The following is a 21,547-nucleotide window of genomic DNA, read 5'->3' as shown; positions in this document are numbered from 1 at the left end:
AGAGGAACCATGAAGACCCTACTGCGTGCCTTCGCCGCGCTGGCCATCGTGGCCGGTTCGGCATTTCCAGCCCTTGCCGGCATGATTGACGACATCCGCTCACGCGGCACCATTCGCATCGGCGTATCGCTCGGCGGCGAGCCGATCGGCTTTCGCGATGCACAAAACAACCCTGTCGGCTACGATGTCGATGTCGCGACGCTGCTGGCGCAAAAGCTCGGCGTGCCGGTCGAGTTCGTCGACGTCTCGGGCGATGCGCGTATTTCCATGTTGGTGTCGGGACAGATCGATGTCGCGGTCGCAAACACCTCGGCAACGCTCGAGCGGGCCAAGACCGTCAACTTCACCATCCCCTACAACCGGGCCGGGCTGCGCGTCATCGTCCAGAAGGATGCCGGGATAACCGACCTCAAGGGGCTCGCCGGCAAGAAGGTTGTCGTCGGCCGCGGCACCACGGGCGAAACCTTCCTCAAGGCGGCCGTGCCGGAAGCAGAGCTCGTCTATGTCGACCAGTTCGCGCCCGACGGGGTTCTGCAGCTGCAACAGAAGCGCGTCGATGCGGCGATCGAGGATTCCTCGCTGCTCGATTACCTCGCGACCAAGACACCGAGCCTGGTGACGCTGCCTGGCCTCTATTCCAACGATCCGATCGGCATCGCGGTCGCCAAGGGCGATCCCGAATTCGTCCGCTGGCTCGACATGTTCGTGTCCGACTTCATCCAGTCGGGCACCTATGAGACGACCTACAAGAAGTGGTGGGGGCCGGACTCCAACCCGCCGGCGCTCAACCCGCTGTGGTGACACCCACTACCGGTAACCGATCGGCGCACACTCGAGGCGCCGTCGCAACGATCGCCGATGTCGCGCGGCTGGCAGGCGTGTCGCGTGCCGCGGCCAGCCGTGCGCTGTCGAGCGGACCGCGACCGGTCTCGGCGGACAAACGCGAACGTGTCGTGCAGGCCGCCGCGCAGCTCGGCTACAAACCCAATCTCCTGGCGCAAAGCCTGACCACCAAGACCGTCAATCTGGTTGCCGTCGTGGTCAACCACATTCACGACCTTTCAGATCTCGACCTGTTCGACCGGCTGCTCGACGCAATCCAGTCGATCGGCAAGCAGGTCATCCTCATCCGCATCGGCTCGGCGGAAGGGGTCGAGGATTTTCTGCGCAACGGCGTTGCCTATCATGTCGATGCCGCCGTGGTGTTCTCCGACTTTGCCGATGCAGCGACGGTGCGGCGCATGTTTCGCTCGGACCTGGTCATCATGCTGAACGGACTGCATGACGATCTGTCACCCACCGTCATTCCCGATGAAGGCGTCGGCATCGCCGAGGCCGTGGCGGATGCGGCGGCCAAGCGCGCGCGCACGGCCAGCCTGCTGACCGGCCGTTCGTCCTCGCGGGTCGAACAGCTGCGCATCGGCCACTACCTCGAAGCGTTCCGGCATCATGGAATTGAACTGCTGCAGACGGTCCAGGGAGACTATTCCTACGAGTCGGGCTATGCGGCAGCCGCCGGCCTGACGGGACGCGGCTGTCCCGATGCGGTCTTTTGTACGTCCGACGCGATGGCCATGGGTGTTCTGGATGTCTGCCGGGCGGATTTCCCCGACAACCGGCCCAGCCGCTTCCGCCTCTATGGCTTCGACAATGTGTCCCTGACCAATTTCGACGCCTACCCGATATCGTCAATCGGCTACGACAAATCAGACTATGTGGGTCATATCGTCGGCGCCCTCTCCAATCCGCAGGTCTTCATGCCCGGCCAGCCGCCTGTCGTTATATTGACCCGGCTGATTTCGCGCTTGACCGCGTAACTAGCGCCGATGTTGGACTGCTTGTCCGGCGTCGATCTCCCAGAGATCGAACGGAGATCGCGCCGGACAATGTACCGGCGCCTACTGCAATTTCGCCTGCAGCGCGTTGACGTCGTCGGTTGTCATTTCACCGTCGGTCGTCACCTTGCCGTCGACGATCTTCCACAGCCGGAACGGACCGGTGATGTCGCCATATTTGTCGAAGCTGACCGGACCGATGACGCCTTCATAGCGGATCGGCTTGCCGTCCTTGATCAGGCCGAGCGCCTTGGCGAACTCGTCCTTGCCGGCATAGATCGGTGTGCCGGCAGGATCGACCGCCTTGTACATGGCATCCTTGATCTTGGCTGGATCCTCGGAACCGGCAATGGCAATGGCGAGACCGACAATGGCGCCGGCATCATAGGAACGGTCGGCTGCCGGGTTCGACGGTTCGATGCCCGAAAACTCCTTGTAGTTTTTCAGGAAATAGTCGGTGGATGCCGTCGGGCTGGTGCCGGAAGAGGTACCATAGGCATCCTTCAGATAATCGGCGCCGACGGATTCGATGAAGTCCGGGCTGTTCATGCCGTCATTGAGCAGGAATTTCTGCACGCCGCCCTGCGATATCCAGGTGCGGGCGACCGTTGCGCCGTCGACCGGCGTGCTGACGAGGTAGAGTCCGTCCGGCTCGCCTCCCATCGCCGCCGTCACTTCCGAAGCATAGCTCGACTGCTTTTCATTATAGGGCGTGTCGGAGACGATGGTGCCGCCGAGCGCTTTGTAGGCACGCGAGAATTCGGCCACCATGTTGACGCCGAAGTCGTTGTTGACATGGATGATCGACAGTTTCTTGAAGCCCTTGTCGATGGCGTATTTGGCGGCGGCCACGCCTTGCAGCGCATCCGACGTGATGGTGCGGAAGAAGATGCCGTTGGTCTTGCCGTCGCGGCCAAGGGCGGTCAGCGTCGGCGAGGACGAAGCCGGCGACACCTGCACGATCTTGGCCGGCCCGGTGACCGAGGTCAAAATCGGGATCGACACCGAGGAGATGATGCCGCCGATGATCACCGGCACCTTCTTGACCTGTACCAGCTGGGTCGCGGCATCGACCGCGATATTGCCCTGGCTCTGGCTGTCGCGCGTGTCGGTTGCGAGATCGCAGCCGCGTACGCCACCGGCTTCATTGATGTCGCGGAAGGCCATTTCGACGGACTTCGCGCCGGCCTGGCCGTATTCGCCGGCCGGACCGGTGAGCTCCATGACCAGGCCGACGGTGATCTTGCAGTCCGCTGCGTGTGCGGCGCCGGCCATCGTCACGAGAGCCAGTGCTGTGGTGATTTGAAGTATCGTCTTCTTCATTGCCGTTCCCCTTTTCTTGTTTGAACTTTTGCCTGTTCAGCCTTCCGGCGCCTGCAGCCAGGTCTCATGCAGATGCCGCCATTCGACGCCGTTTGGTGCCGATGAACTGGTGGTGAAGACCGCACTGGACTGCCGGCGACTGTGTTTGCCGGCGCGCAGTTGCGCCTCGATGTAGAAGATGACGATCGTGTCCGCGTCCTGCCAACCCGGCCTGATGTCCTCGATCGATATGGCAAAACCGTCGTCGCAAGTGGCGCGGCTTGTCCGGACATGATCTACGACCGCGTCGCGATCGAGGATCTGGCCATTCGGCGCCACCATGGTGAGGCCTTCGCCCATGACAGCCTCGAAGCGGCCGAACTCCACAGCGTCGGCTCGCGCGGCGACAAACCAGTCGACGAAGAAGCGATGCAGGTCGATGATTTCAGCGCTGGCACGCGAAAAAAGGGAAGGCTCTCCGCTCATTTCTTCCCCGCATTGAGGTTGTAATGCATGATCGAGCCGTGGCGGCCATGACGGTCGCGCTCCAGCGCGTAGACATCGCCCGCGAGGCCGGTGCCTTGTGCGATGGCGGCAGCAATCCGCGCGCGATCGTCGGCGTCGAGCGCGACGTCCATGATTTTCGTATTGGCCAGCGCATGTGCCTGGTTGCGCGCACCCACAATGACGGCCGCGACCTGCGGCTGCTCGAGCACCCATGCCGAGGCGATGGTGGCGATGTCGACGCCGTGGCGATCGCCGACCGCTTTCAGCGCCTTGAGCAGGGACTGGAACAGCTCCCAGCCGCCGAAGTCGTCGATGATCAGCTTGTATTTGACCAGCGAGCGGTTTTCGAGCGGCGTGGAGGGCTCGGCCACGCCAAGCCATTTGTCGCTGAGGAAGCCGCCCGCCACCGAGCCGTAGCAGAGGAAGCGGACACCGTTCTTAGCGGCAAGGTCCGCAAGGCTGTTTGCCGGCCGCTGGTCGAGCACTGAATATTGCAGTTGCTGGCTGACCAGCGGGATGCCCGCGGAGAGGATTTCGGCTAGCCTCGGCGTATCGAAATTGGTGGTGCCGAGATTGCGCACCTTGCCTTCCAGCCGAAGCTCGTCGAGCCAACCCATCGCCTCGACGTAACGAGGCTGGTCATAATCCCACCAGTGAAACTGCACAAGATCGATCCGCTCCGTCTTCAGCCTGCGAAGCGACTGATTGACGATGCCCCTGATGTAGTCGCGGCTGATGCTTGCCAGTCGTTCGAGGTCCGGCACCAGCTTGGTGTGCACCTTCATCCTGGCCGCAACATCGAGACCGCGCTCGCCGGCCAGCCGCAGGCGCGCGGCGCCGATCAGTTCCTCGACGCCGGTGTAGATGTCGGCGCAATCATAGGTCCAGATGCCGGCATCGAAGGTGGCGATGAGGTCGGTCACGGCCTGCCTGCGGTCGATAGCGCCATGGCCGCCGGCCAGCTGCCAGCCGCCGCGGATGACGCGCGAGATCGTATAGCCGGGGCTGAGTTCGACGGTCCTGGCGCTCATCTTTTGTCGGTCTCCTTCGGCAGCGGCACAGCCGTGGTTTGGGCATGGCTGAACCGCCGCTTGGCCAGCCTGACGATCCGCAGCCGGCTGGCGCAATTGGGATCGGGACAGGCGATCTCGGCATCCGAGGTCATCCAGTCATTTGCATGCGTCGGGCGCTGCTTTGCCGCCAGGAGCGGCAACACGGCGGAGATCGAGTAAATCGAAAAACCCTGCCCCGCCGGCAGCGACAGCATTTCGCCCTTGAGTTCGAAATAGTCGCCGGCCCTGGCGCCGCAATAGACCGGCTTGCCCTCGGGGATGACCGCTTCGACGCGCAGATCGAAGAGTTCGAAACTGTCGTCGGCCATTCAGGCCTCCACCAGGCTGAAGGTGATGTCACAGGCGCCGTTGCGGCGGATGACGCCGCAGGCGGCGGCAAACTGATCGCGCTCTCCGGCAAGCACTTGCGCGACCACGCTGCCGGCCAGCCAGCCGATCGGGAACAGCAGCCGCGCCCCCTGCCCGTAGTACAGGCCGATATCGAAGATGGCATTGGGATTGCCGCCCCACACGCGTGGCGGCACATAGGACAGCACGATATCGCCGGGCTGCGGCGTCAGCGTTGCATTCTCCGGTGGCAAAGACTGGGCATAGGCCTGGCCGTGGAGATCGGCTGACGGAACCGGGCACGAGATTTCCGGTCCTGTCCACATCGCATGGATGCCTGGGATGATGCGTGGCTGCGCCAGATAAGCCAGCAGGAAGGCGGCATTCTCCGGCGCCTTTTCGGGCAATAGCAGCGCCGTCACGGAAAGCTTCGAGCGTGGTTCTGTGATGCCGATGGCGGGCTTGGGCATGTCAGTCCTTCGCCGATTGAAGTTTGTCGCGCAGGAAGGCGAAGGGGCGGCTGATGTCGGCTACCAGCGCCTCGCGCGCCGCTAGCGCATCCTGTTTGGCAAGTGCCGCGACAATGCCGCGGTGATAGTGCGCGGTATCGACCTCGCCGGCCTCGGAGAAGGCATAGATGGCGACGCGGATGCAGGGTCCCGATTGAAGCCAGAGGCTTTCGATCATCGGGATCAGCACAGCCGAGCCGCAGCAGCGGTAGATCTCAAAATGGAAGCTCTGGTTGAGCGTCGCTTCGCGGTCGATATCCTTCTTGTGCTTCAGGGCCCGCATCTCGTCCCACTCGCCCAGCATGGCTTCGATCGAAGCGATCTGGCGCGGGCTCATACGCGTGGCGGCAAGCGCGATCGCTTCGCCTTCGATGAGTGAGCGGGCGCGCAGGAGGTCGTCGATGCGCTCCAGCGTGATCGGCGGCACGCGCACCGAGCGGTTGGGCAGCGCCTCCAGCGCCTTTTCCGTGATCAGCCGTCCAAGCGCTTCGCGTACCGGCATGGTCGAGGTGACCAGCGCATCGGCGAGACCGCGGATAGTCAGCACCTGGTTTGGCTCGAAAAGGCCACCGATCAGAGCACGGCGCAACTCGGAATAGACGCGATCCTGCACCGTCTCGCGGCCGACCGGCGTAAGCTGGGCTGCGATCGTCCCGTTGTTCTTGTCGATGGCAGCCTTCTGCATTACCGGCATTTGCCCCGTTTTCGGCTTGCGAATGAAATTAAAGCCGAATAGCGTGATCAACGCAAGTGTGATCACAAATCAAAAATCAGGAGGCGACAACGATCGTCTTCGGCCAGAGGGTTTGATGAGCGATGCAGCGGAGCGCCAACGGCAGGAGACCCGTGCGCCAGTTCTGACGGCACGAAACGTCGTCAGGCGTTTTGGCGGCCTTGTCGCCGTCAACGATGTCTCGTTTGATGTCAAAGCGGGCGAAATCCTCGGCCTGATCGGGCCGAATGGCGCCGGCAAGACGACGATGTTCGATCTGTTGGCGGGCAGCATATTGCCAACCAGCGGCGATATCCTGCTCAATGGCACGCGCGTCTCCGGCGAAGCCGCTCATCTGCGTATCGGCCGTGGTCTTGGCCGCACCTTCCAGATCCCGCGCCCCCTGCCCAATCTGACGCTGATCGAAAACATCATGCTGGCGGCGCAGGGCCAAGCCGGCGAAAAATTGCTCGCCAACTTCGTCACGCCGTGGCGAGTGGCGGCACAGGAAAGAGCAGCCAGGGCAAAGGCACTCGAGCTGCTGGAGCTCGTCTCGCTCGCTCGGCTGGCGCACGAACCGGCGCGCGTGCTTTCCGGGGGCCAACGCAAGCTGCTCGAACTCGCCCGCGTCATGATGGCCGATCCGGCGATCATCCTGCTCGACGAACCGGCCGCCGGCGTCAACGCGACGCTGCTCGAGATCATCATCGACCGCATCCGCGACATCAACGCGCACGGCATCACCTTTCTGCTGATCGAGCACAATATCGACATGGTGACGCGGCTCTGCCACCGCGTGCTGGTCATGGCGAGCGGCCAGTTGCTCAGCGAAGGCACGGCAGAGGAAGTCGCCCGCGACCCGCGCGTCATCGAGGCTTATCTCGGGGGCGCCACATGAACGAGACCGTCCTCGACGTGCGCAACCTCGAAGCCGGCTATGAGCTTGGCGTGCCGATCGTGCGCGGCGCCTCGATCACCGTCGGCAAGGGCGAGATCGTCGTCGTGCTCGGTCCCAACGGCGCCGGCAAGTCGAGCTTCATCAAGGCGATCGCCGGCCTTGTCCCGATCACCGGCGGCACCGTATTTCTGGACGGCAAGGACATCACCGCCGCTCCCGCGCACACCATGGTTCGGCTCGGCCTGGCCTTCGTACCGCAGACGGAGAACATCTTCCCGCTGATGTCGGTCGAGGACAATCTGAAGGTCGCCTGCGGCATCCTCGAGCGACGCGAAATCCCTGCCCGCATCGAGGAAATGTATGCGGCCTTCCCCGACCTCGTCCGCCAGCGCCGCACCGCCGCCGGCAATCTGTCGGGCGGACAGCGGCAGATGCTCGCCGTCGCACGTGCGCTGATCGTCCATCCCAAGGTGCTGCTGCTCGACGAGCCATCGGCCGGCCTCTCGCCGAAATTCGTATCGATGGTGTTCGAGATGCTGGCCGGCATCCGCAGGTCCGGCGTCACCATCCTGCTGGTCGAACAGAACGCCAAGGCAGCGCTGGCCATCGGCGACCGCGCCTATGTGCTGGTCGAAGGCAAGGACCGGCACGAGGGTGTGGCGTCCGAATTGTGGAACGATCCTGTCGTCGCCGAACTCTATCTCGGCCAACGCCCTCACGCCGGCAAGGGAGGCGCGGCATGAGCCTGCAATTTGTCGTCGATGGGTTGCTGACCGGTTCGATGATCGGCCTCGGCGCCATTGGCGTGACGCTCACCTATTCGATCCTGCGCTTCTCGAACTTCGCCCATGGCGACTTCATGGCCTGGGGCACCTATGCGACGCTCGCCGTCGTCAGCACCATCGGCGCGATGTTCGGCAAGGTGGAGCCCATTGGACCGCTGTCCTTCGGCTGGTCGCTGCTGGTTGCGCTGGTTGTCGGCATGATTTTCACTGCCCTGCTGGCGCTGTTGCTCGACAAGGTGCTGTTTTCGCGGCTTCGCTCGCAGGGGCAAGCCATCATCGTGGTGATGGCGAGCTTCGGCGCCTCGATGGCGCTGCGCAGCCTGCTCGAATTCACCTTCAGCTCACGGCCGACCTATTTCAGCCGCGCGATCCAGATCGCCATGCCGGTCGGCTTCGGCATCCGCATCACGCCCGATCAGATCGCGCTTCTGCTGCTGACCGCCGTGCTGGTGCTCGGCGTGCATCTGTTGATGACACGCACGCAGACCGGCCGCTCCATGCAGGCGCTGAGCCAGAATGCAGCGCTGGCCCGCATCGTCGGTATCGACGTTGCCTCCGTTGTGCGTGTCACCTGGATCATCGGCGGGGCGCTGGCCTGCGTGGCCGGCGTGATGATCGGCATTCTGGTGCAGATCCGCCCGTTCATGGGCTTCGACATGCTGCTGCCGATGTTTGCAGCAGCCATCCTCGGCGGCATCGGCAGCATTCCGGGCGCTGTGCTCGGCGGCTTGATCATCGGTCTTGCCGAAGCCGGTGCGGTGCAGCTGATCGGCGCCGAATGGCGCGCCGCAATCTCCTTCATCATCCTGATGGCGGTGCTGTTCGTTCGGCCGATCGGCCTGTTTGGTGTGAGGGAACGCTGATGGACCTGCTCGGCTACGGCGCCTTCTTCCTGACCACCGCACTGATCTTTTCGCTGGTCACACTGGGGCTCAATCTGCAGTGGGGGCTGACTGGCCTTTTCAATGTCGGCCTTGCCGGATTCGTCGCCATCGGCGCCTATACATCGGCGCTGCTGACGACCCCGGACGATGCCGCGCGCTTCGGCGGCTTCGGTCTGCCGATCCTGGTCGGCTGGGCGGGCGCCATGGTCGTCGGCGGTATCGCCGCAGCACTTACCGGCATGGCCACGCTGCGTCTGCGATCCGACTACCTGGCGATCACCACCTTCGGCGTCGCCGTCGTCGTGCAGCTGGTCGCGCTCAACGCGCAGAAACTCACCGGCGGCCCGTTCGGCATCGGTTTCATCCCGCGCCCGTTCGGCGGCCTTGCCGAAACGCCGCTGCTGTTCAACCTGTCGAACCTCGCCGTCGTTTCGGCTGTGACGCTGATCGCCTATCTCGCTCTGGAGCACCTGTCGCGCAGCCCCTGGGGCCGCGTGCTCAAGGCGCTGCGCGAGGACGAGCGAGCGGCGATTTCGCTGGGCAAGAGCGCGCGCTTCTACCGCGTCCAGGCCTTCGCCGTCGGCGGCGCCATCATGGCGCTGGCCGGCGCTTTGCAGGCGCATTTCACCGGCTTCATCGCGCCCGATAACTATCAGCCGATCCTGACCTTCCAGGTCTGGGTGATGCTGATCGTCGGCGGCTCGGGCAGCAATGCCGGCGCCGTTGCCGGCAGCATCCTGGTCTGGGCGATATGGGCGGGGTCGGGCACGCTGACCAGCGTGCTGTTTGCGCCCGAGCAGCAGGCACGCGCGGCCTCACTGCAGATCGTCGCCATCGGCGTCATGCTCTGCGTCATCCTGCTGATCCGGCCTAACGGATTGTTCGGCGACCGGCCGCGCCGACCGAAGCCCGGCACACAGACAAAGGCGGCGGCCAACGAGAACGAGGCCGGATCATGAATGCCATGATCCGGCAGCAAGCGTATGGCGTTTCGCTCTGGCATGCCGTCAGCCGCAACCGCCGCGACCGGGGCGCGCTGCAAGGCGGACTCGACGTCGATCTCGCGATCGTTGGCGGCGGCTTTTCCGGCCTGTCGACGGCATTGCATGCCTCTGAGAAAGGGCTTTCGGTCGCGGTCCTCGAAGCCGAATTCATCGCTTGGGGTGCGACCGGCCGGAATGCCGGCTTCGTCGTTCCGAACTTCGCCAAGCGGGATCCAGACGACATCATCACCGAACTCGGACCCGAGCGCGGCGGGCGCCTGGTTGACTTCGCCGCCGGCAGCGCTGATCTCGTCTTCGGCCTGATCAAGAGGCACGGCATCGAATGCGACGCTGTGCAGAATGGTTGGATCCAGCCGGCGCATTCGTCCGCCGCGCTGGAAAAGACGCGATCGCGCGCCGAGCAATGGGCGGCGCGGGGCAGGCCGACCGTAACGCTCGATGCCAAGGCGGTCACGACGCTCACCGGTATCGGCGGCTACGCCGGCGGTTGGATGGATAACTCGGGCGGCGTCCTCAATCCGGTCGAGTATGCGCGCGGCCTGGCCGATGCCGCCGAAAAAGCCGGCGCGCGGATCTTCGAGCAGACGCGCGTCGCTTCGATCGACCGCGCTGCGGATGGCTGGACCTTGACGACCGCATCCGGCGCCGTGCGTGCGGGCAAGGTGGTGATCGCCACCAACGCCTATGGCGGGGCACTGAACCGGACACTGGCGCGGACCTATATCCCGCTGAAAGTCTTCCAGATCGCCACTGCGCCGCTGTCGCGGGCCATACGCGCGCGCCTGCTGCCCGGCGGCCAGGGCGTCGGCGACACCAGGCGCAACCTGTTCACGTGCCGCTTCGATGGCCAGAACCGGCTGATCAGCGGCGGCATGCATGTCGTCGGAGCCGGCGCTGAGACGCGCATGCCGCAAACGATCTGGCGACGGCTCGCCAGGCATCTCGGTTTGCCTGACCTGCCGCCGCTTGCCTACTGCTGGACAGGCGTGGCGGCGGTGGTGCCGGATTTCCTGCCGCGCCTCATCGACCTCGGCCCGGGCCTGATCGCCGGCTTCGCCTGCAACGGCCGCGGCATCGCCATGACCACGGTAATGGGCAAAGTGCTGGCGGACTGGGCGAGCGGAACGGACGCCCGATATCTGCCGCTCCCCTTCGCACCGCCAGCGCCGATCCCGCTGCACAACCTCGTGCGCTATGCACCGAATATGCTGCTCCCCTGGAGCATCCTGCGCGACCGGCTGGATTAGACAGCCAAGCCAGGTGATCCTCCTGCCGGCGCGCTCACAGCGACCCGAAAAGGACCGCCACACCTTCCGCAATCGATGACGTGGTGGCCCAAGAGGATATAGTCAGATCCCCTCCCCATCCAGCCGCATCTACTCCGCAGCCTGAACCCGATTTGCCTGGATGACCGCCCGGATCTCGGACCGGCAGGAGCCGCAATTGGTGCCGGCCTTCAGGGCGCCGCCTATGGCTTCGACTGTCGCGCACCCGGCTGCCACTGCCGCCGCGATCTGGTTGACCCCGACGCTGAAACAGGAGCAGACGGTCGCGCCCGCATCGGGCCGATCGGCGCCGGCGCGACCGGCGACGATCCTGAAGCGTTCGCGCTGGCTGGTGTGAACCTCCTGGAGTTGCTGTGCCGCCCAACCCCGCGAAACCGCCACCGGTCCCGACGCGATAAACAAAGCCCCGGCGAGGTGCTGGTCGTCGAAGGCAGCAATACGATGCTGGCCGGTATCGCGGTCGTGATAAGCGAGCGTATCGGCTACGGGAACATCGAAAAGCGAACCAGCAAAACCAGCCCAGTCGATGTCGTCGTCAGCAAAGGCAAGCTCCACCCGCCAGCCGCCCTTGCATTTGGCCACGGCCCAGTAATCTGCTGCGACCGCCACCGGCTTGCGGCGCACCACGGCGAAGCCGAACGCTCTCGCGGCGAACTTCTCGATGCGGGCGCCGACATGTTTCAGCGCAGGCTGACCGGAAACCGGATCGGTCAGAGGCGCGGTCAGCGTGTCGAGCCGGCCTTTTGCCGAAAACTGGTCAGTCCAGTGCATCGGCGCAAACACGCTGCCCTGGCGCTGGCGTGCCGTCACCAGCGCGCGCACCAGCACATCGCCGCGCGGGCTGGAGACGCGCACGATGTCGGCGTCGCCAATGCCGTGATGCGTGGCATCCGCCGGGTGGATCTCGACGAAGGGCTCGGCCATGTGCTGGGAGAGACGTGGGCTTTTGCCGGTGCGGGTCATTGTGTGCCAATGGTCGCGAACGCGGCCGGTGTTGAGGATCAGCGGATAGTCCGGGCTGGTGCGTGTCTCGACGATGGGACGAATGGCGATGAAGCGGGCCTTGCGGTCGGGATTGTAGAAATTGCCGTTGGCGAAGAAGCGGGTGTTGGAAGGGTCAAGTCCCGCTTGAACACCCCCCTCTGTCCTGCCGGACATCTCCCCCGCAAGGGGGGAGATTGGCAGCTTTGACGCCGGCATATCTTCTGCATCGTTGGTAATTGGCGAAGGCCGAGGCGACGGCTGATCTCCCCCCTTGCGGGGGAGATGGCCGGCAGGCCAGAGGGGGATGGCTGGGCTCGGCGCCGGCCATTGGAAAGGCTCAAGCGCTGCATAGGCCTCCTTATCAACACCAGCATAACCACCAATATCGAAATCCCGTGCGCCGTCATTCTCGAACCCGGACAGCGCGGCGTGTCCGGCGAAGATTTCCGCTGGCGACGAATAGGAAAACGCCTCGTCAAACCCCATCCGCTTGCCCACCTCGGCGACGATCAACCAATCCGGCCGCGCCTCACCGGGCACAGCAAGAAAGCTGCGCTGGCGCGAGATGCGGCGCTCTGAATTGGTCACGGTGCCGTCCTTCTCGCCCCATGCGGCGGCGGGCAGCCGCACATGGGCGTGGCGCACGGTGTCCGTGCTCGCCAGCACGTCCGACACCACGACGAACGGGCAAGCCTTGATCGCTGCCTCGACGGCATCGGCGTCCGGCATCGAATCGACCGGGTTGGTGGCCATGATCCACAATGCCTTGATGCGGCCGGCGGCGATCGCCTGAAACATCTCGACCGCCTTCAGACCGGGCTTTGGGGCGACGGCCGGCGCATTCCAGAAACGCTGCACGCGGTCACGGTGCTCGGGGTTTTCGATCTCCATATGGGCGGCCAGCATATTGGCCATGCCGCCGACCTCGCGGCCGCCCATGGCGTTGGGCTGGCCGGTCACTGAAAACGGTCCTGCCCCAGGTTTGCCGATGCGGCCGGTGGCGAGATGGCAGTTGATGATGGCGTTGACCTTGTCAGTGCCCGAAGACGACTGGTTCACTCCCTGGCTGTAGACCGTGACGGTTTTCGCAGTCGCGGCGAACAGGTTGTAGAAGCGGGTGAGCTCGTCCTCGCTCAGGCCGGTGGCGGCGGCGATGCCGGCAAGGTCGAGCGCCGATGCGGCGAAGAGAGCTTGGCCGAAGCCGGTCGTGTGTGCGGTCACATAGCCACGGTCGAGTGCGTTGTGCCGGCCGAGCCAGGCGAGCAGGCCGGTGAACAAAGCAACGTCGCCATCCGGCGCGATCGCCAGGTGAATGTCGGCGATATCAGCGGTCATGGTGCGGCGCGGGTCGACCAGCACGACCTTCATCTCCGGTCGTTTTTCCCGGGCCGCCGCGATGCGCTGGAAGAGCACGGGATGGCACCAGGCGAGATTGGAGCCGACCAGCACGATCAGGTCGGCGAGCTCGAGATCCTCGTAGGTGCCGGGCACGGTGTCGGAGCCGAAGGCGCGGCGGTGGCCGGCAACCGAGGAGGCCATGCATAGCCGCGAATTGGTGTCGATGTTGGCCGAGCCGATGAAGCCCTTCATCAGCTTGTTGGCGACATAGTAGTCTTCGGTCAGCAACTGGCCGGAGACATAGAAGGCGACGGAGTCAGGACCGTGCTCGGCGATGGTTTGCGAAAAGGTCGAAGCGACGCGGTCGAGCGCCTCGTCCCAGCCGGCACGGCGACCGTGGACTTCGGGGTAGAGCAGCCTGCCGTCGAGGTCGATGGTTTCGGCCAGGGCCGAGCCCTTGGAGCAGAGCCGGCCGAAGTTCGCTGGATGGTCGGGGTCGCCGCGGACGCTGACTTCACCGTTCGCGGCGACTTTCGCCAGCACGCCGCAACCCACCCCGCAATAGGGGCAGGTGGTCCTCACCTCGCGCGCTTCGCCCAGTTCCATGCTTCAGGCCGCGCGGCTGGCCAGCGCTTTCAGCGCAATGAACAGGAGCTCGCCCTCGATCCGCACAGGAATGGTGCGCACGGCGCCCTCGTCGGCGCCGAGCGCCTTGCCCGTCTCCAGCGAGATGACCCAATTGTGCAAGGGACAGGTGACGGCGGTGCCGTGGACGATGCCTTGGCTCAGCGGCCCACCTCTGTGCGGGCAATGATCGTCGATGGCGTAGACCTGATCGTCCTGCGTGCGGAAGACGGCGATCTTACCCTCGGGTGTGTCGACGCAGCGCGCGCCACGCCGCGGGATGTCGGAGAGTGAGCCGATCGATATCCAGTCCATTTTGATCACTCCGCCGCCTGCGCAAACCCGACAGAAGCCATTGGCCGGAACTCGTGCTTGTCCTTGCCGGAGACGCGTTCCGACCACGGGTCGACCTGGGCGAATTTCTGGCTGAAGACGAAGCGCTCGTAATAGGCCTTGCGCTTTGCACCGTCGTCCATGATCTGGCGCTTGATCTCGGGGATGCCGATGCGCTTGGCCCATTTGTAGATGCGCTCGAGATAGCGGCCCTGCTCGCGATACATCTGCGTCAGCGCCACGATATGCTCCAGCGCCTCGTCCTCGGTCTTGACCAGGCCAAGCACTTCGGTGCCCTTGATGTCGAGGCCGGCGGCGCCGGCGAAATGGATCTCGTAGCCACTGTCGACACAGATCACGCCGACATCCTTGCAGGTCGCCTCGGCGCAGTTGCGCGGACAGCCCGACACCGCCATTTTGACCTTGGCCGGGGTCCACGAGCCCCACATGAATTTCTCGATGCGAATGCCGAGGCCGGTCGAATCCTGCGTGCCGAAGCGGCACCAGTCGGAGCCGACACAGGTCTTCACCGTGCGCAGGCCCTTGGCGTAGGCATGGCCTGAGACGAAGCCGGCCTGGCCGAGATCGGCCCACACCGCCGGCAGATCCTCCTTGCGGATGCCCAGCATGTCGATGCGCTGGCCGCCGGTGACCTTGACCATCGGTATCTCGAACTTGTCGACGACGTCGGCGATGGCGCGCAGTTCGGCGGCGTTGGTGACGCCGCCCCACATGCGCGGCACCACCGAATAGGTGCCGTCCTTCTGGATGTTGGCGTGGACGCGCTCATTGATGAAACGCGACTGGTAGTCGTCGGCATAGTCATCGGGCCAGTCGCAGACGAGGTAGTAGTTGAGCGCCGGCCGACATTTGGCGCAGCCGCAGGAGGTCGTCCATTCCAGTTCCTGCATGACGGCGGGAATGGTCTTCAGGCTCTTGGCGATGATCAGCCGGCGCACCTCGTCATGGCCGAGCGTGGTGCAGCCGCACATCGGTTGCACGGCGGCCGGGTTGTATTTGTCGCCGATGGTCAGCACCATCAGCTTCTCGACCAGCCCGGTGCACGAACCGCAGGAAGCCGATGCCTTGGTGTGGGCGCGCACGTCGTCGAGCGAAGCCAGGCCCTTGGCCGTGATCGCGCCGGTGATCTTGCCCTTGCAAACGCCGTTGCAGCCGCAGATTTCCGCATCATCCGGCAAGGCTGCAACGGCCGCCATAGGGTCCAGCGGGGCACCCCCCTGGTAGGACTGGCCGAAGATGAGCGTGTCGCGCATCTCCGATATGTCGGTCTGCTTCTTCTTGAGGTCGTTGAACCAGGCGCCGTCAGCTGTCTCGCCATAAAGCACGGTGCCGATGATGCGGTCGTCTTTCAGGACAAGGCGCTTGTAGACGCCGGCGGCGGCATCGCGCAGCACGATCTCCTGGCGGTCCTCGCCTTCGGCGAAGTCGCCAAGCGAGAACAGGTCGATACCGGTGACCTTGAGCTTGGTCGGCGTGTCCATGTGGACGAAGGCCGCTGCCTCGTTGCCGGCCAACTGGCTCGCGGCAACACGCGCCATCTCGTAGAGCGGCGCGACCAGCCCGTAAACCTGGCCGTAGACCTCGGCGCATTCGCCGAGCGCGTAGATGTCGGGGTCGTTGCTGCGCATGCCGGCATCGACGACAATACCACGATTGACGGCTATGCCGGCCTCCCTGGCCAGCGCCGCATTCGGCCGGATGCCGACCGCCATCACCACCAGCGTTGCCGGGATAATAGTGCCGTCGGCAAGCTCCACCTGCCCGACCTTGCCGTTGCCGGTGATCGCCTGGGTGTTGGCCTTGGTGATGACCTTGATGCCGCGCTGTTCCACCGCGCGCTGCAGGAGATAGCCGGCGGCTGGATCGAGCTGACGCTCCATCAATGTCGGCATGACATGCAGCACGGTGACGTCCATGCCTTGGGCGTTCAAACCTGCTGCCGCCTCCAGCCCGAGCAGGCCGCCGCCGATGACCACGGCCTTGGCGCGCGACTGGGCGGCAAGCATCATGGCCTGAACATCGTCGAGGTCGCGATAGGTCAGCACCCCCGGCAGATCATGGCCGGGCACCGGAATGATAAAGGGCACCGATCCGGTGGCGATGACGAGCTTGTCGTAAGGCTCGGTGACGCCGTGGTCGGAGGTGACGGTCTTGGCCGCCCGGTCGATGGCGACGATCTTGTGACCCTTGTAGAGGGTGATGTTGTTGGCGATGTACCAGCCGTCGCCGTGGATGATGATTTCCTCATAGGCCTTTTCGCCGGAGAGAACCGGCGACAGCATGATGCGGTCGTAGTTCACCCGCGGCTCGGCGTTGAAGATGGTCACGGTGTAGCGGCCCGGCGCCTGTTCGAGCAGATGCTCCAGCATGCGCCCGGGGGCCATACCGTTGCCGATGATGACGAGTTTTTCGGTCATGGCGTTACTCCGCGGCTTCGACGAAGCGATGACGTTCATAGAGGAACTTCAGCACCGCTTCGCGGCAGCGCAGGAAGGTGCGGTCGGAAGAGAGTTCGACGCGGCGACGCGGCCGCGCCAGCGGCACCGCCAGCACCTCGCCGATGGTCGCCGCTGGACCGTTGGTCATCATGATGATGCGGTCCGACAACAGCACCGCCTCGTCGACATCGTGGGTGATCATGATCGTCGTCGAGCCAAGCCGGGAATGGATGTCCATCACCGCATCCTGCAGATGGGCGCGCGTCAGCGCGTCGAGCGCTCCGAACGGCTCGTCGAGCAACAGGATCTTCGGCTCCATGGCAAGCGCCCGGGCAATGCCGACGCGCTGCTTCATGCCGCCCGATATCTCGGCCGGCCGCTTGTCCTTGGCATGGGCCATCTGCACGAGATCGAGATTGCGCATGATCCAGTCATGCCGTTCGGTCCTGCTCTTGGAACGACCAAAGACTTTCGATACCGCCAGGCTGATGTTTTCGTAGACGGTGAGCCATGGCAGCAGGCTGTGGTTCTGGAACACCACGGCGCGCTCGGGTCCGGGGCTGTCGACCTCCTTGTTTTCAAGCAGCACGGCGCCGGCGGAAACCTTGGTCAGCCCGGCGATCAGATTGAGCAAGGTCGACTTGCCACAGCCGGAATGGCCGATGATGGAGACGAATTCGCCCTTGTCGATGGTCAGCCTGATGTCTTTGAGCACCTCGCTGACCTGACCGCCGCGGGCAAAGGATTTGTCGATATGGTCGAGCTTCAGATAGGCCGTCATCGCCCTCTCCTCACTTTGCCGTTGTGCCGCGGGTGACGAAAGCGCCGACCGCAGCGACCAGGCGGTCGAGGCAGAAGCCGGTGACGCCGATATAGGCGAGCGCGACGATGATGTCGGGCAGCCGCGACGAGTTCCAGGCGTCCCAGATGAAGAAGCCGATGCCGACGCCGCCGGTCAGCATTTCGGCGGCGACGATGGCGAGCCAGGACAGGCCGATGCCGATCCTCAAGCCGGTGAAGATGTAGGGTGCGGCGGCCGGAACCATGATCTTGACGAAGAATTCGAACTGGTTGAGCCGCAAGATGCGCGAGACGTTGCGGTAGTCTTCCGGAATGTTTCGCACGCCGACGGCGGTGTTGATGATGATCGGCCAGATCGAGGTGATGAAGATAACGAACAGCGCCGACGGGCTGGAATCGCGGAAAGCAGCCAGCGACAGCGGCAACCAGGCCAGCGGCGGCACGGTGCGCAGTATCTGGAACACCGGATCGAGGCCACGCATGGCCCAGATCGACTGGCCGACCAGGGCGCCGAGCGCGACGCCGACGATCGCCGCCAGGCCGAAGCCGATGGCGACGCGCTGCAGAGAGATCAGCACCCGCCACGCAAGGCCGATATCCTGCGGGCCGTTGTTGAAGAACGGATGCGCGATCAGGTCATAGGCCTCGTTCCACACCTGGCTGGGCGGCGGCAGGCTGGCGGTCGGCGACGAGCAGGCGATCTGCCACACGACCAGCATGAAGGCGATAACGATGACCGGCGGCACCAGGGCGGTGGCCAGCCTGCCGGCGATCGCGATCGGGTCGAAGCGGCGCCGCGCTTTGGCGGTGAAAGCGATGACCGCGGCAGGCTTCGCGGGGAACGCCTTCACCGTGGTTTCCTCAATGGCTTGGATGGACATGTCTGGGTATAACTCCGGGGTCGATGCGGGCGACAACGGCGAAGCGCCGTTGCGCTGGGGGCGACAAACGGCGCAACGCGCCGTTTGCGCTGGTCAAGCCGATGCCTTGATCTTCAGGCTGTCGAGATAGGCCGACGGGTTGGCCGGGTCGAAAATCTTGCCGTCGAAGAATGTCTCGACGCCACGCGACGACGAGGCCGGAATATCGGCTGCGGCAAGGCCGAGATCCTTCGCCGCCTCGCGCCAGATATCCTCGCGATTGACCTGGTCGACCAGCGTCTTGATGTCGGTGGTCGGCGCGAATTTTCCCCAACGGATGTTTTCGGCGAGGAACCAGCTGTCGTGGCTCTTGTAGGGATAGGAGACGCCACCCTTCCAGAATTTCATGTAGAGGTCAGTGCCGGTGGCCACGCGGCCATTGCCGTAGTTGATGTCGCCCTTGAGGCGGCCGATAATGTCGGCGACAGGCACGTTCATCCATTGCCGCTTGCCGATGATGGCGGCCATCTCGTCCTTGTTCTCCGTGGCCTCACACCATTGCTGGGCCTCCATGACGGCCATCACGATCGCCTTGGTGGCGTTCGGGTATTTGTCGATGAATTCGGCGCGGAGGCCGAGCGCCTTTTCGGGATGACCCTTCCACAGTTCGCCGGTGGTGGCGGCGGTGAAACCAACGCCCTGGTGGACGAGCTGTTCGTTCCACGGTTCGCCAACGCAGAACACGTCCATGTTGCCGACTTTCATGTTGGCGACCATCTGCGGCGGCGGCACGACAATGGTCGAGACGTCCTTGTCGGGATCGATGCCGCCGGCGGCCAGCCAGTAACGGAGCCACAAATCATGGGTGCCGCCCGGGAACGTCATGGCGGCCTTGATTTCCTTGCCGGCCGCCTTCTTGGCGGCGAAGGCGTCCTTCAGCTTGGAGGCGTCGAGGCCGACACCGGTGCCGGCGTATTCCTGCGCAACCGAAATGCCCTGGCAGTCGTAGTTGAGCCGCGCCACGATAGCCATCGGCATCGGCTGGTTGTTCTGCGTCACCTTGCCGGTGTGCATGAGATAGGGCAGCGGCGTCAGGATGTGAGCGCCGTCGATGCCGTTGGCTGCGCCGCCGAGCATCAGATTGTCGCGCGTCGCGCCCCAGGAGGCCTGCTTGAGCACCTCGACGTCGGGCATGCCGAACTTGGCGAACAGCCCCTTCTCCTTGGCGATCATCAGCGGCGCCGCGTCGGTCAGCGCGATGAAGCCGAGCTTGGCGCCGGTGACCTCCGGAGCGGTCGTGGCGGCATAGGCGCCCGAGGGGAAGAGCTTGCGGGCCGCCACGAACAGGCCGGCCGTCATGGCGCTGCTGACAAGAAAATCGCGGCGCGTCACATCCTTGAGCGATGTTCCCGTCCCGATCCATTTCCCTATTTTTTCTTTCATCGTGATCTCCGGTTGAACGCGAGGGCTTCGTCGAGTGGCCAAAACAAAAAAGCCGCCGTCCAGGCCTCGCGCGTCCGTACATCCGGGATCGCGTCGTTGACCTGAGCGGCAGCTTTGCCTGTGGCGCCCGCCATTGGACGCCTGTTCCGTGACCCGCGAAGGGCCTGACTAATTCAAAGCAGGAACCGTGCCAGTTTTGGGTGAAACGAAAAACCTAAATGAAATCAACATTACGCGCCAGATGCCGGCACGCGAGCCGACATCGCAAGCAGATCAAAGATTGTTCACTACAGCAATCGCACGCACATTTTTTGTGCAATGCACAAGAATGGCGCGAGAATGATCAGGCTTCCGCGCGAGCGGCTTTCTGGCGCGCTATATAGCCGTCGATCTCGTCGGGGTCGAAGGTCTGACCGTCGAAGAAGCCGTCCGGCCCAAGCACCAAGCCTGCCCCGGTCGCACCGACAGCCGTGGCGACCTTAAGCGCGCCCTCGACCTTCGCATTGGCGCCGGGAAGTGCAACGCCAAGCGGCTTTAGCGCCGAGCGGTAGAGGTCCGGACGGTAGCAGTCACGGGCGATAGCAAGGTTTTCCGGCGTGTGCTCGACATGCCCCCAGCGCACCATCTGCGTATAGAACCACAGCGCATGGCTCTTCCACGGAAAGTTCGCCGCCTTGTCGAAGGGCAGGAAGAAGTCGTCGACATCCAGTTCGGCGCCGCCGCCCAGTTCAAGATGGCCGGTCAGGATCGGCATCTGGACAGCTGGTGGCAGGCCCAGGAAGCCAGCTTGAGCCATCACACCAGCCAGTTCGGCGTGGTTGCCCCGATCCTGGCACCAGCGCGCCGAATGATGCAGCGCGCGCAGCAATGCTGCCAGCGCGACCGGGTTCTCCTGCGACCAGGCCTTGCGCACGCCGATCACCTTCTCCGGACTGTTGCGCCACAGCAGCGCCTTGACGGTGACGATATGGCCGGTGCCGGCGGCGACCGAGGCGCTGTTCCAGGGCTCGCCGACGCAGTAGCCGTCGATCCGCCCGGCGACCAGCGCATCGGCCATGAAGGGCGGTGGCACGATGACGATCTCGATCTCGCGCTCCGGATCGATGCCGCACCCGGCAAGCCAGTAGCGCAGTTCGTAATTATGCCCCGAATGCGGGTGCACCACGGCAAAGCGCAGCGGATCGCCGCCAGCCCCGGCGCGGTCGCGAATGAAGGCACCGAGGGCTGCGCCCGCGCGCGCGGGCTCGAGATCGGGTATGGCGCCGTGTGCCGCCATGCCTTCCCAGACGGCGTTGGAGATGGTGACGCAATTGCCGCCAAGCCCGAGCGAAAACGGCACGATGGTCTCGGAAGCAAGCGGCGTCAGCCCGAGATTGCAGGCGAGCGGCATCGGCCCCAGCATGTGCGCCAGGTGGAAATGGCCGATGGCGATGCGGTCGCGGATGTTGGCCCAGGAGGTCTCGCGGTGAAGTGTGAGATCGATGCCCTCGCGCGCGGCAAATCCAAGCTCACCCGCCGCAACCAGCACGGCACTGTCGAAGAGCGGCATGAAGCCGGCGGTGATCTGGTGCTCGGCGCTCATG

20 protein-coding genes are annotated in these 21,547 nt (G+C 64.3%); 7 read left to right on the top strand and 13 right to left on the bottom strand.

Translation table 11 applies throughout. The annotated features are described in order from the left end of the window. The first annotated feature begins 9 nt into the window (after positions 1-9). Entirely contained in the window at positions 10-801 is a 792-nt protein-coding gene (locus NLY36_RS24110) for a transporter substrate-binding domain-containing protein (RefSeq protein WP_023735675.1), read from the top strand. Beyond that, positions 795-1,817 (top strand): LacI family DNA-binding transcriptional regulator, encoded by a 1,023-nt coding sequence (locus NLY36_RS24105; RefSeq protein ID WP_023732245.1) that lies wholly within the window; start codon positions 795-797, stop codon positions 1,815-1,817. Before NLY36_RS24110 ends, NLY36_RS24105 begins: the two co-directional genes overlap by 7 nt. A gap of 81 nt (positions 1,818-1,898) precedes the next feature. Here NLY36_RS24105 and NLY36_RS24100 read toward each other — a convergent pair whose 3' ends face one another. Genes NLY36_RS24100 through NLY36_RS24075 form a run of 6 tightly spaced genes read right to left on the bottom strand, consistent with a single transcriptional unit; the run spans position 1,899 to position 6,238 of the window. Then, entirely contained in the window at positions 1,899-3,158 is a 1,260-nt protein-coding gene (locus tag NLY36_RS24100; protein WP_023692246.1) for an ABC transporter substrate-binding protein, read from the bottom strand. 36 nt (positions 3,159-3,194) lie between these two features. Next, positions 3,195-3,623 (bottom strand): hypothetical protein, encoded by a 429-nt coding sequence (locus NLY36_RS24095; protein ID WP_023667860.1) that lies wholly within the window; start codon positions 3,621-3,623, stop codon positions 3,195-3,197. Then, entirely contained in the window at positions 3,620-4,675 is a 1,056-nt protein-coding gene (locus NLY36_RS24090; protein ID WP_023682685.1) for an aldo/keto reductase, read from the bottom strand. Before NLY36_RS24090 ends, NLY36_RS24095 begins: the two co-directional genes overlap by 4 nt. After that, positions 4,672-5,025, bottom strand: a complete 354-nt coding sequence (locus NLY36_RS24085; protein WP_023682686.1) for a TIGR04076 family protein — start codon at positions 5,023-5,025, stop codon at positions 4,672-4,674. The genes NLY36_RS24090 and NLY36_RS24085 overlap by 4 nt, the downstream gene beginning before the upstream one ends. Then, on the bottom strand, positions 5,026-5,514 hold the full coding sequence (locus NLY36_RS24080; RefSeq protein ID WP_023667857.1) for a DUF3830 family protein: 489 nt from the start codon (positions 5,512-5,514) through the stop codon (positions 5,026-5,028). It lies immediately after the preceding gene. 1 nt (position 5,515) lies between these two features. Then, positions 5,516-6,238 carry a GntR family transcriptional regulator gene (locus tag NLY36_RS24075; protein ID WP_023682687.1) on the bottom strand — a complete coding sequence of 241 codons (723 nt, stop codon included), beginning with the start codon at positions 6,236-6,238 and terminating at the stop codon, positions 5,516-5,518. 124 nt (positions 6,239-6,362) lie between these two features. Here NLY36_RS24075 and NLY36_RS24070 point away from each other — a divergent pair, with 124 nt between their 5' ends. Genes NLY36_RS24070 through NLY36_RS24050 form a run of 5 tightly spaced genes read left to right on the top strand, consistent with a single transcriptional unit; the run spans position 6,363 to position 11,083 of the window. Continuing rightward, on the top strand, positions 6,363-7,163 hold the full coding sequence (locus tag NLY36_RS24070; protein WP_023735676.1) for an ABC transporter ATP-binding protein: 801 nt from the start codon (positions 6,363-6,365) through the stop codon (positions 7,161-7,163). Continuing rightward, positions 7,160-7,906 (top strand): branched-chain amino acid ABC transporter ATP-binding protein, encoded by a 747-nt coding sequence (locus NLY36_RS24065; RefSeq protein WP_023667854.1) that lies wholly within the window; start codon positions 7,160-7,162, stop codon positions 7,904-7,906. The genes NLY36_RS24070 and NLY36_RS24065 overlap by 4 nt, the downstream gene beginning before the upstream one ends. Then, positions 7,903-8,811, top strand: a complete 909-nt coding sequence (locus tag NLY36_RS24060) for a branched-chain amino acid ABC transporter permease (RefSeq protein ID WP_023667853.1) — start codon at positions 7,903-7,905, stop codon at positions 8,809-8,811. Before NLY36_RS24065 ends, NLY36_RS24060 begins: the two co-directional genes overlap by 4 nt. Continuing rightward, entirely contained in the window at positions 8,808-9,791 is a 984-nt protein-coding gene (locus NLY36_RS24055; protein ID WP_023729189.1) for a branched-chain amino acid ABC transporter permease, read from the top strand. The genes NLY36_RS24060 and NLY36_RS24055 overlap by 4 nt, the downstream gene beginning before the upstream one ends. Continuing rightward, on the top strand, positions 9,788-11,083 hold the full coding sequence (locus tag NLY36_RS24050; RefSeq protein WP_023729188.1) for an NAD(P)/FAD-dependent oxidoreductase: 1,296 nt from the start codon (positions 9,788-9,790) through the stop codon (positions 11,081-11,083). The genes NLY36_RS24055 and NLY36_RS24050 overlap by 4 nt, the downstream gene beginning before the upstream one ends. A gap of 129 nt (positions 11,084-11,212) precedes the next feature. On the opposite strand, the gene NLY36_RS24045 is transcribed toward NLY36_RS24050, so the two are convergent. From NLY36_RS24045 to NLY36_RS24015, 7 genes are all read right to left on the bottom strand, one after another. Then, entirely contained in the window at positions 11,213-14,050 is a 2,838-nt protein-coding gene (locus NLY36_RS24045) for a nitrate reductase (RefSeq protein ID WP_023729187.1), read from the bottom strand. Between the two features lie 3 nt (positions 14,051-14,053). Beyond that, entirely contained in the window at positions 14,054-14,383 is a 330-nt protein-coding gene (nirD, locus tag NLY36_RS24040) for a nitrite reductase small subunit NirD (RefSeq protein WP_023686954.1), read from the bottom strand. A gap of 5 nt (positions 14,384-14,388) precedes the next feature. Next, complete coding sequence (gene nirB, locus NLY36_RS24035) at positions 14,389-16,839, bottom strand: nitrite reductase large subunit NirB (RefSeq protein ID WP_023735677.1); 2,451 nt, start codon at positions 16,837-16,839, stop codon at positions 14,389-14,391. Positions 16,840-16,843: 4 nt separating this feature from the next. After that, complete coding sequence (locus NLY36_RS24030) at positions 16,844-17,641, bottom strand: ABC transporter ATP-binding protein (protein WP_023735678.1); 798 nt, start codon at positions 17,639-17,641, stop codon at positions 16,844-16,846. Positions 17,642-17,651: 10 nt separating this feature from the next. Next, positions 17,652-18,542 (bottom strand): nitrate ABC transporter permease, encoded by an 891-nt coding sequence (ntrB, locus tag NLY36_RS24025; RefSeq protein WP_023682697.1) that lies wholly within the window; start codon positions 18,540-18,542, stop codon positions 17,652-17,654. 93 nt (positions 18,543-18,635) lie between these two features. Beyond that, positions 18,636-19,964: a CmpA/NrtA family ABC transporter substrate-binding protein gene (locus NLY36_RS24020; protein WP_031249126.1), complete on the bottom strand. Its 1,329-nt coding sequence runs from the start codon at positions 19,962-19,964 to the stop codon at positions 18,636-18,638. A 343-nt stretch (positions 19,965-20,307) separates the two neighbouring features. Then, positions 20,308-21,546 carry a CmpA/NrtA family ABC transporter substrate-binding protein gene (locus NLY36_RS24015; RefSeq protein WP_031201114.1) on the bottom strand — a complete coding sequence of 413 codons (1,239 nt, stop codon included), beginning with the start codon at positions 21,544-21,546 and terminating at the stop codon, positions 20,308-20,310. Position 21,547: the final 1 nt, after the last annotated feature.

The sequence above is a fragment of the Mesorhizobium sp. C399B genome (genome assembly GCF_030323185.1).
Lineage (GTDB): Bacteria > Pseudomonadota > Alphaproteobacteria > Rhizobiales > Rhizobiaceae > Mesorhizobium.
The sequence above is the reverse complement of the archived record's forward strand: the minus strand, read 5'-3'. Positions and strand labels throughout refer to the sequence as shown.

What these genes read in the sequence shown, in the direction of transcription:
- NLY36_RS24075 (WP_023682687.1), bottom strand. Translation starts at nt 6,238, where the DNA reads ATGCAGAAGGCTGCCATCGACAAGAACAACGGGACGATCGCAGCCCAG.
- nirD (WP_023686954.1), bottom strand. Translation starts at nt 14,383, where the DNA reads ATGGACTGGATATCGATCGGCTCACTCTCCGACATCCCGCGGCGTGGC.
- NLY36_RS24015 (WP_031201114.1), bottom strand. Translation starts at nt 21,546, where the DNA reads ATGAGCGCCGAGCACCAGATCACCGCCGGCTTCATGCCGCTCTTCGAC.
- NLY36_RS24050 (WP_023729188.1), top strand. Translation starts at nt 9,788, where the DNA reads ATGAATGCCATGATCCGGCAGCAAGCGTATGGCGTTTCGCTCTGGCAT.
- NLY36_RS24085 (WP_023682686.1), bottom strand. Translation starts at nt 5,025, where the DNA reads ATGGCCGACGACAGTTTCGAACTCTTCGATCTGCGCGTCGAAGCGGTC.
- NLY36_RS24030 (WP_023735678.1), bottom strand. Translation starts at nt 17,641, where the DNA reads ATGACGGCCTATCTGAAGCTCGACCATATCGACAAATCCTTTGCCCGC.
- NLY36_RS24100 (WP_023692246.1), bottom strand. Translation starts at nt 3,158, where the DNA reads ATGAAGAAGACGATACTTCAAATCACCACAGCACTGGCTCTCGTGACG.
- NLY36_RS24070 (WP_023735676.1), top strand. Translation starts at nt 6,363, where the DNA reads ATGAGCGATGCAGCGGAGCGCCAACGGCAGGAGACCCGTGCGCCAGTT.
- NLY36_RS24090 (WP_023682685.1), bottom strand. Translation starts at nt 4,675, where the DNA reads ATGAGCGCCAGGACCGTCGAACTCAGCCCCGGCTATACGATCTCGCGC.
- NLY36_RS24080 (WP_023667857.1), bottom strand. Translation starts at nt 5,514, where the DNA reads ATGCCCAAGCCCGCCATCGGCATCACAGAACCACGCTCGAAGCTTTCC.
- NLY36_RS24095 (WP_023667860.1), bottom strand. Translation starts at nt 3,623, where the DNA reads ATGAGCGGAGAGCCTTCCCTTTTTTCGCGTGCCAGCGCTGAAATCATC.
- NLY36_RS24020 (WP_031249126.1), bottom strand. Translation starts at nt 19,964, where the DNA reads ATGAAAGAAAAAATAGGGAAATGGATCGGGACGGGAACATCGCTCAAG.
- NLY36_RS24045 (WP_023729187.1), bottom strand. Translation starts at nt 14,050, where the DNA reads ATGGAACTGGGCGAAGCGCGCGAGGTGAGGACCACCTGCCCCTATTGC.
- nirB (WP_023735677.1), bottom strand. Translation starts at nt 16,839, where the DNA reads ATGACCGAAAAACTCGTCATCATCGGCAACGGTATGGCCCCCGGGCGC.
- ntrB (WP_023682697.1), bottom strand. Translation starts at nt 18,542, where the DNA reads ATGTCCATCCAAGCCATTGAGGAAACCACGGTGAAGGCGTTCCCCGCG.
- NLY36_RS24110 (WP_023735675.1), top strand. Translation starts at nt 10, where the DNA reads ATGAAGACCCTACTGCGTGCCTTCGCCGCGCTGGCCATCGTGGCCGGT.
- NLY36_RS24065 (WP_023667854.1), top strand. Translation starts at nt 7,160, where the DNA reads ATGAACGAGACCGTCCTCGACGTGCGCAACCTCGAAGCCGGCTATGAG.
- NLY36_RS24060 (WP_023667853.1), top strand. Translation starts at nt 7,903, where the DNA reads ATGAGCCTGCAATTTGTCGTCGATGGGTTGCTGACCGGTTCGATGATC.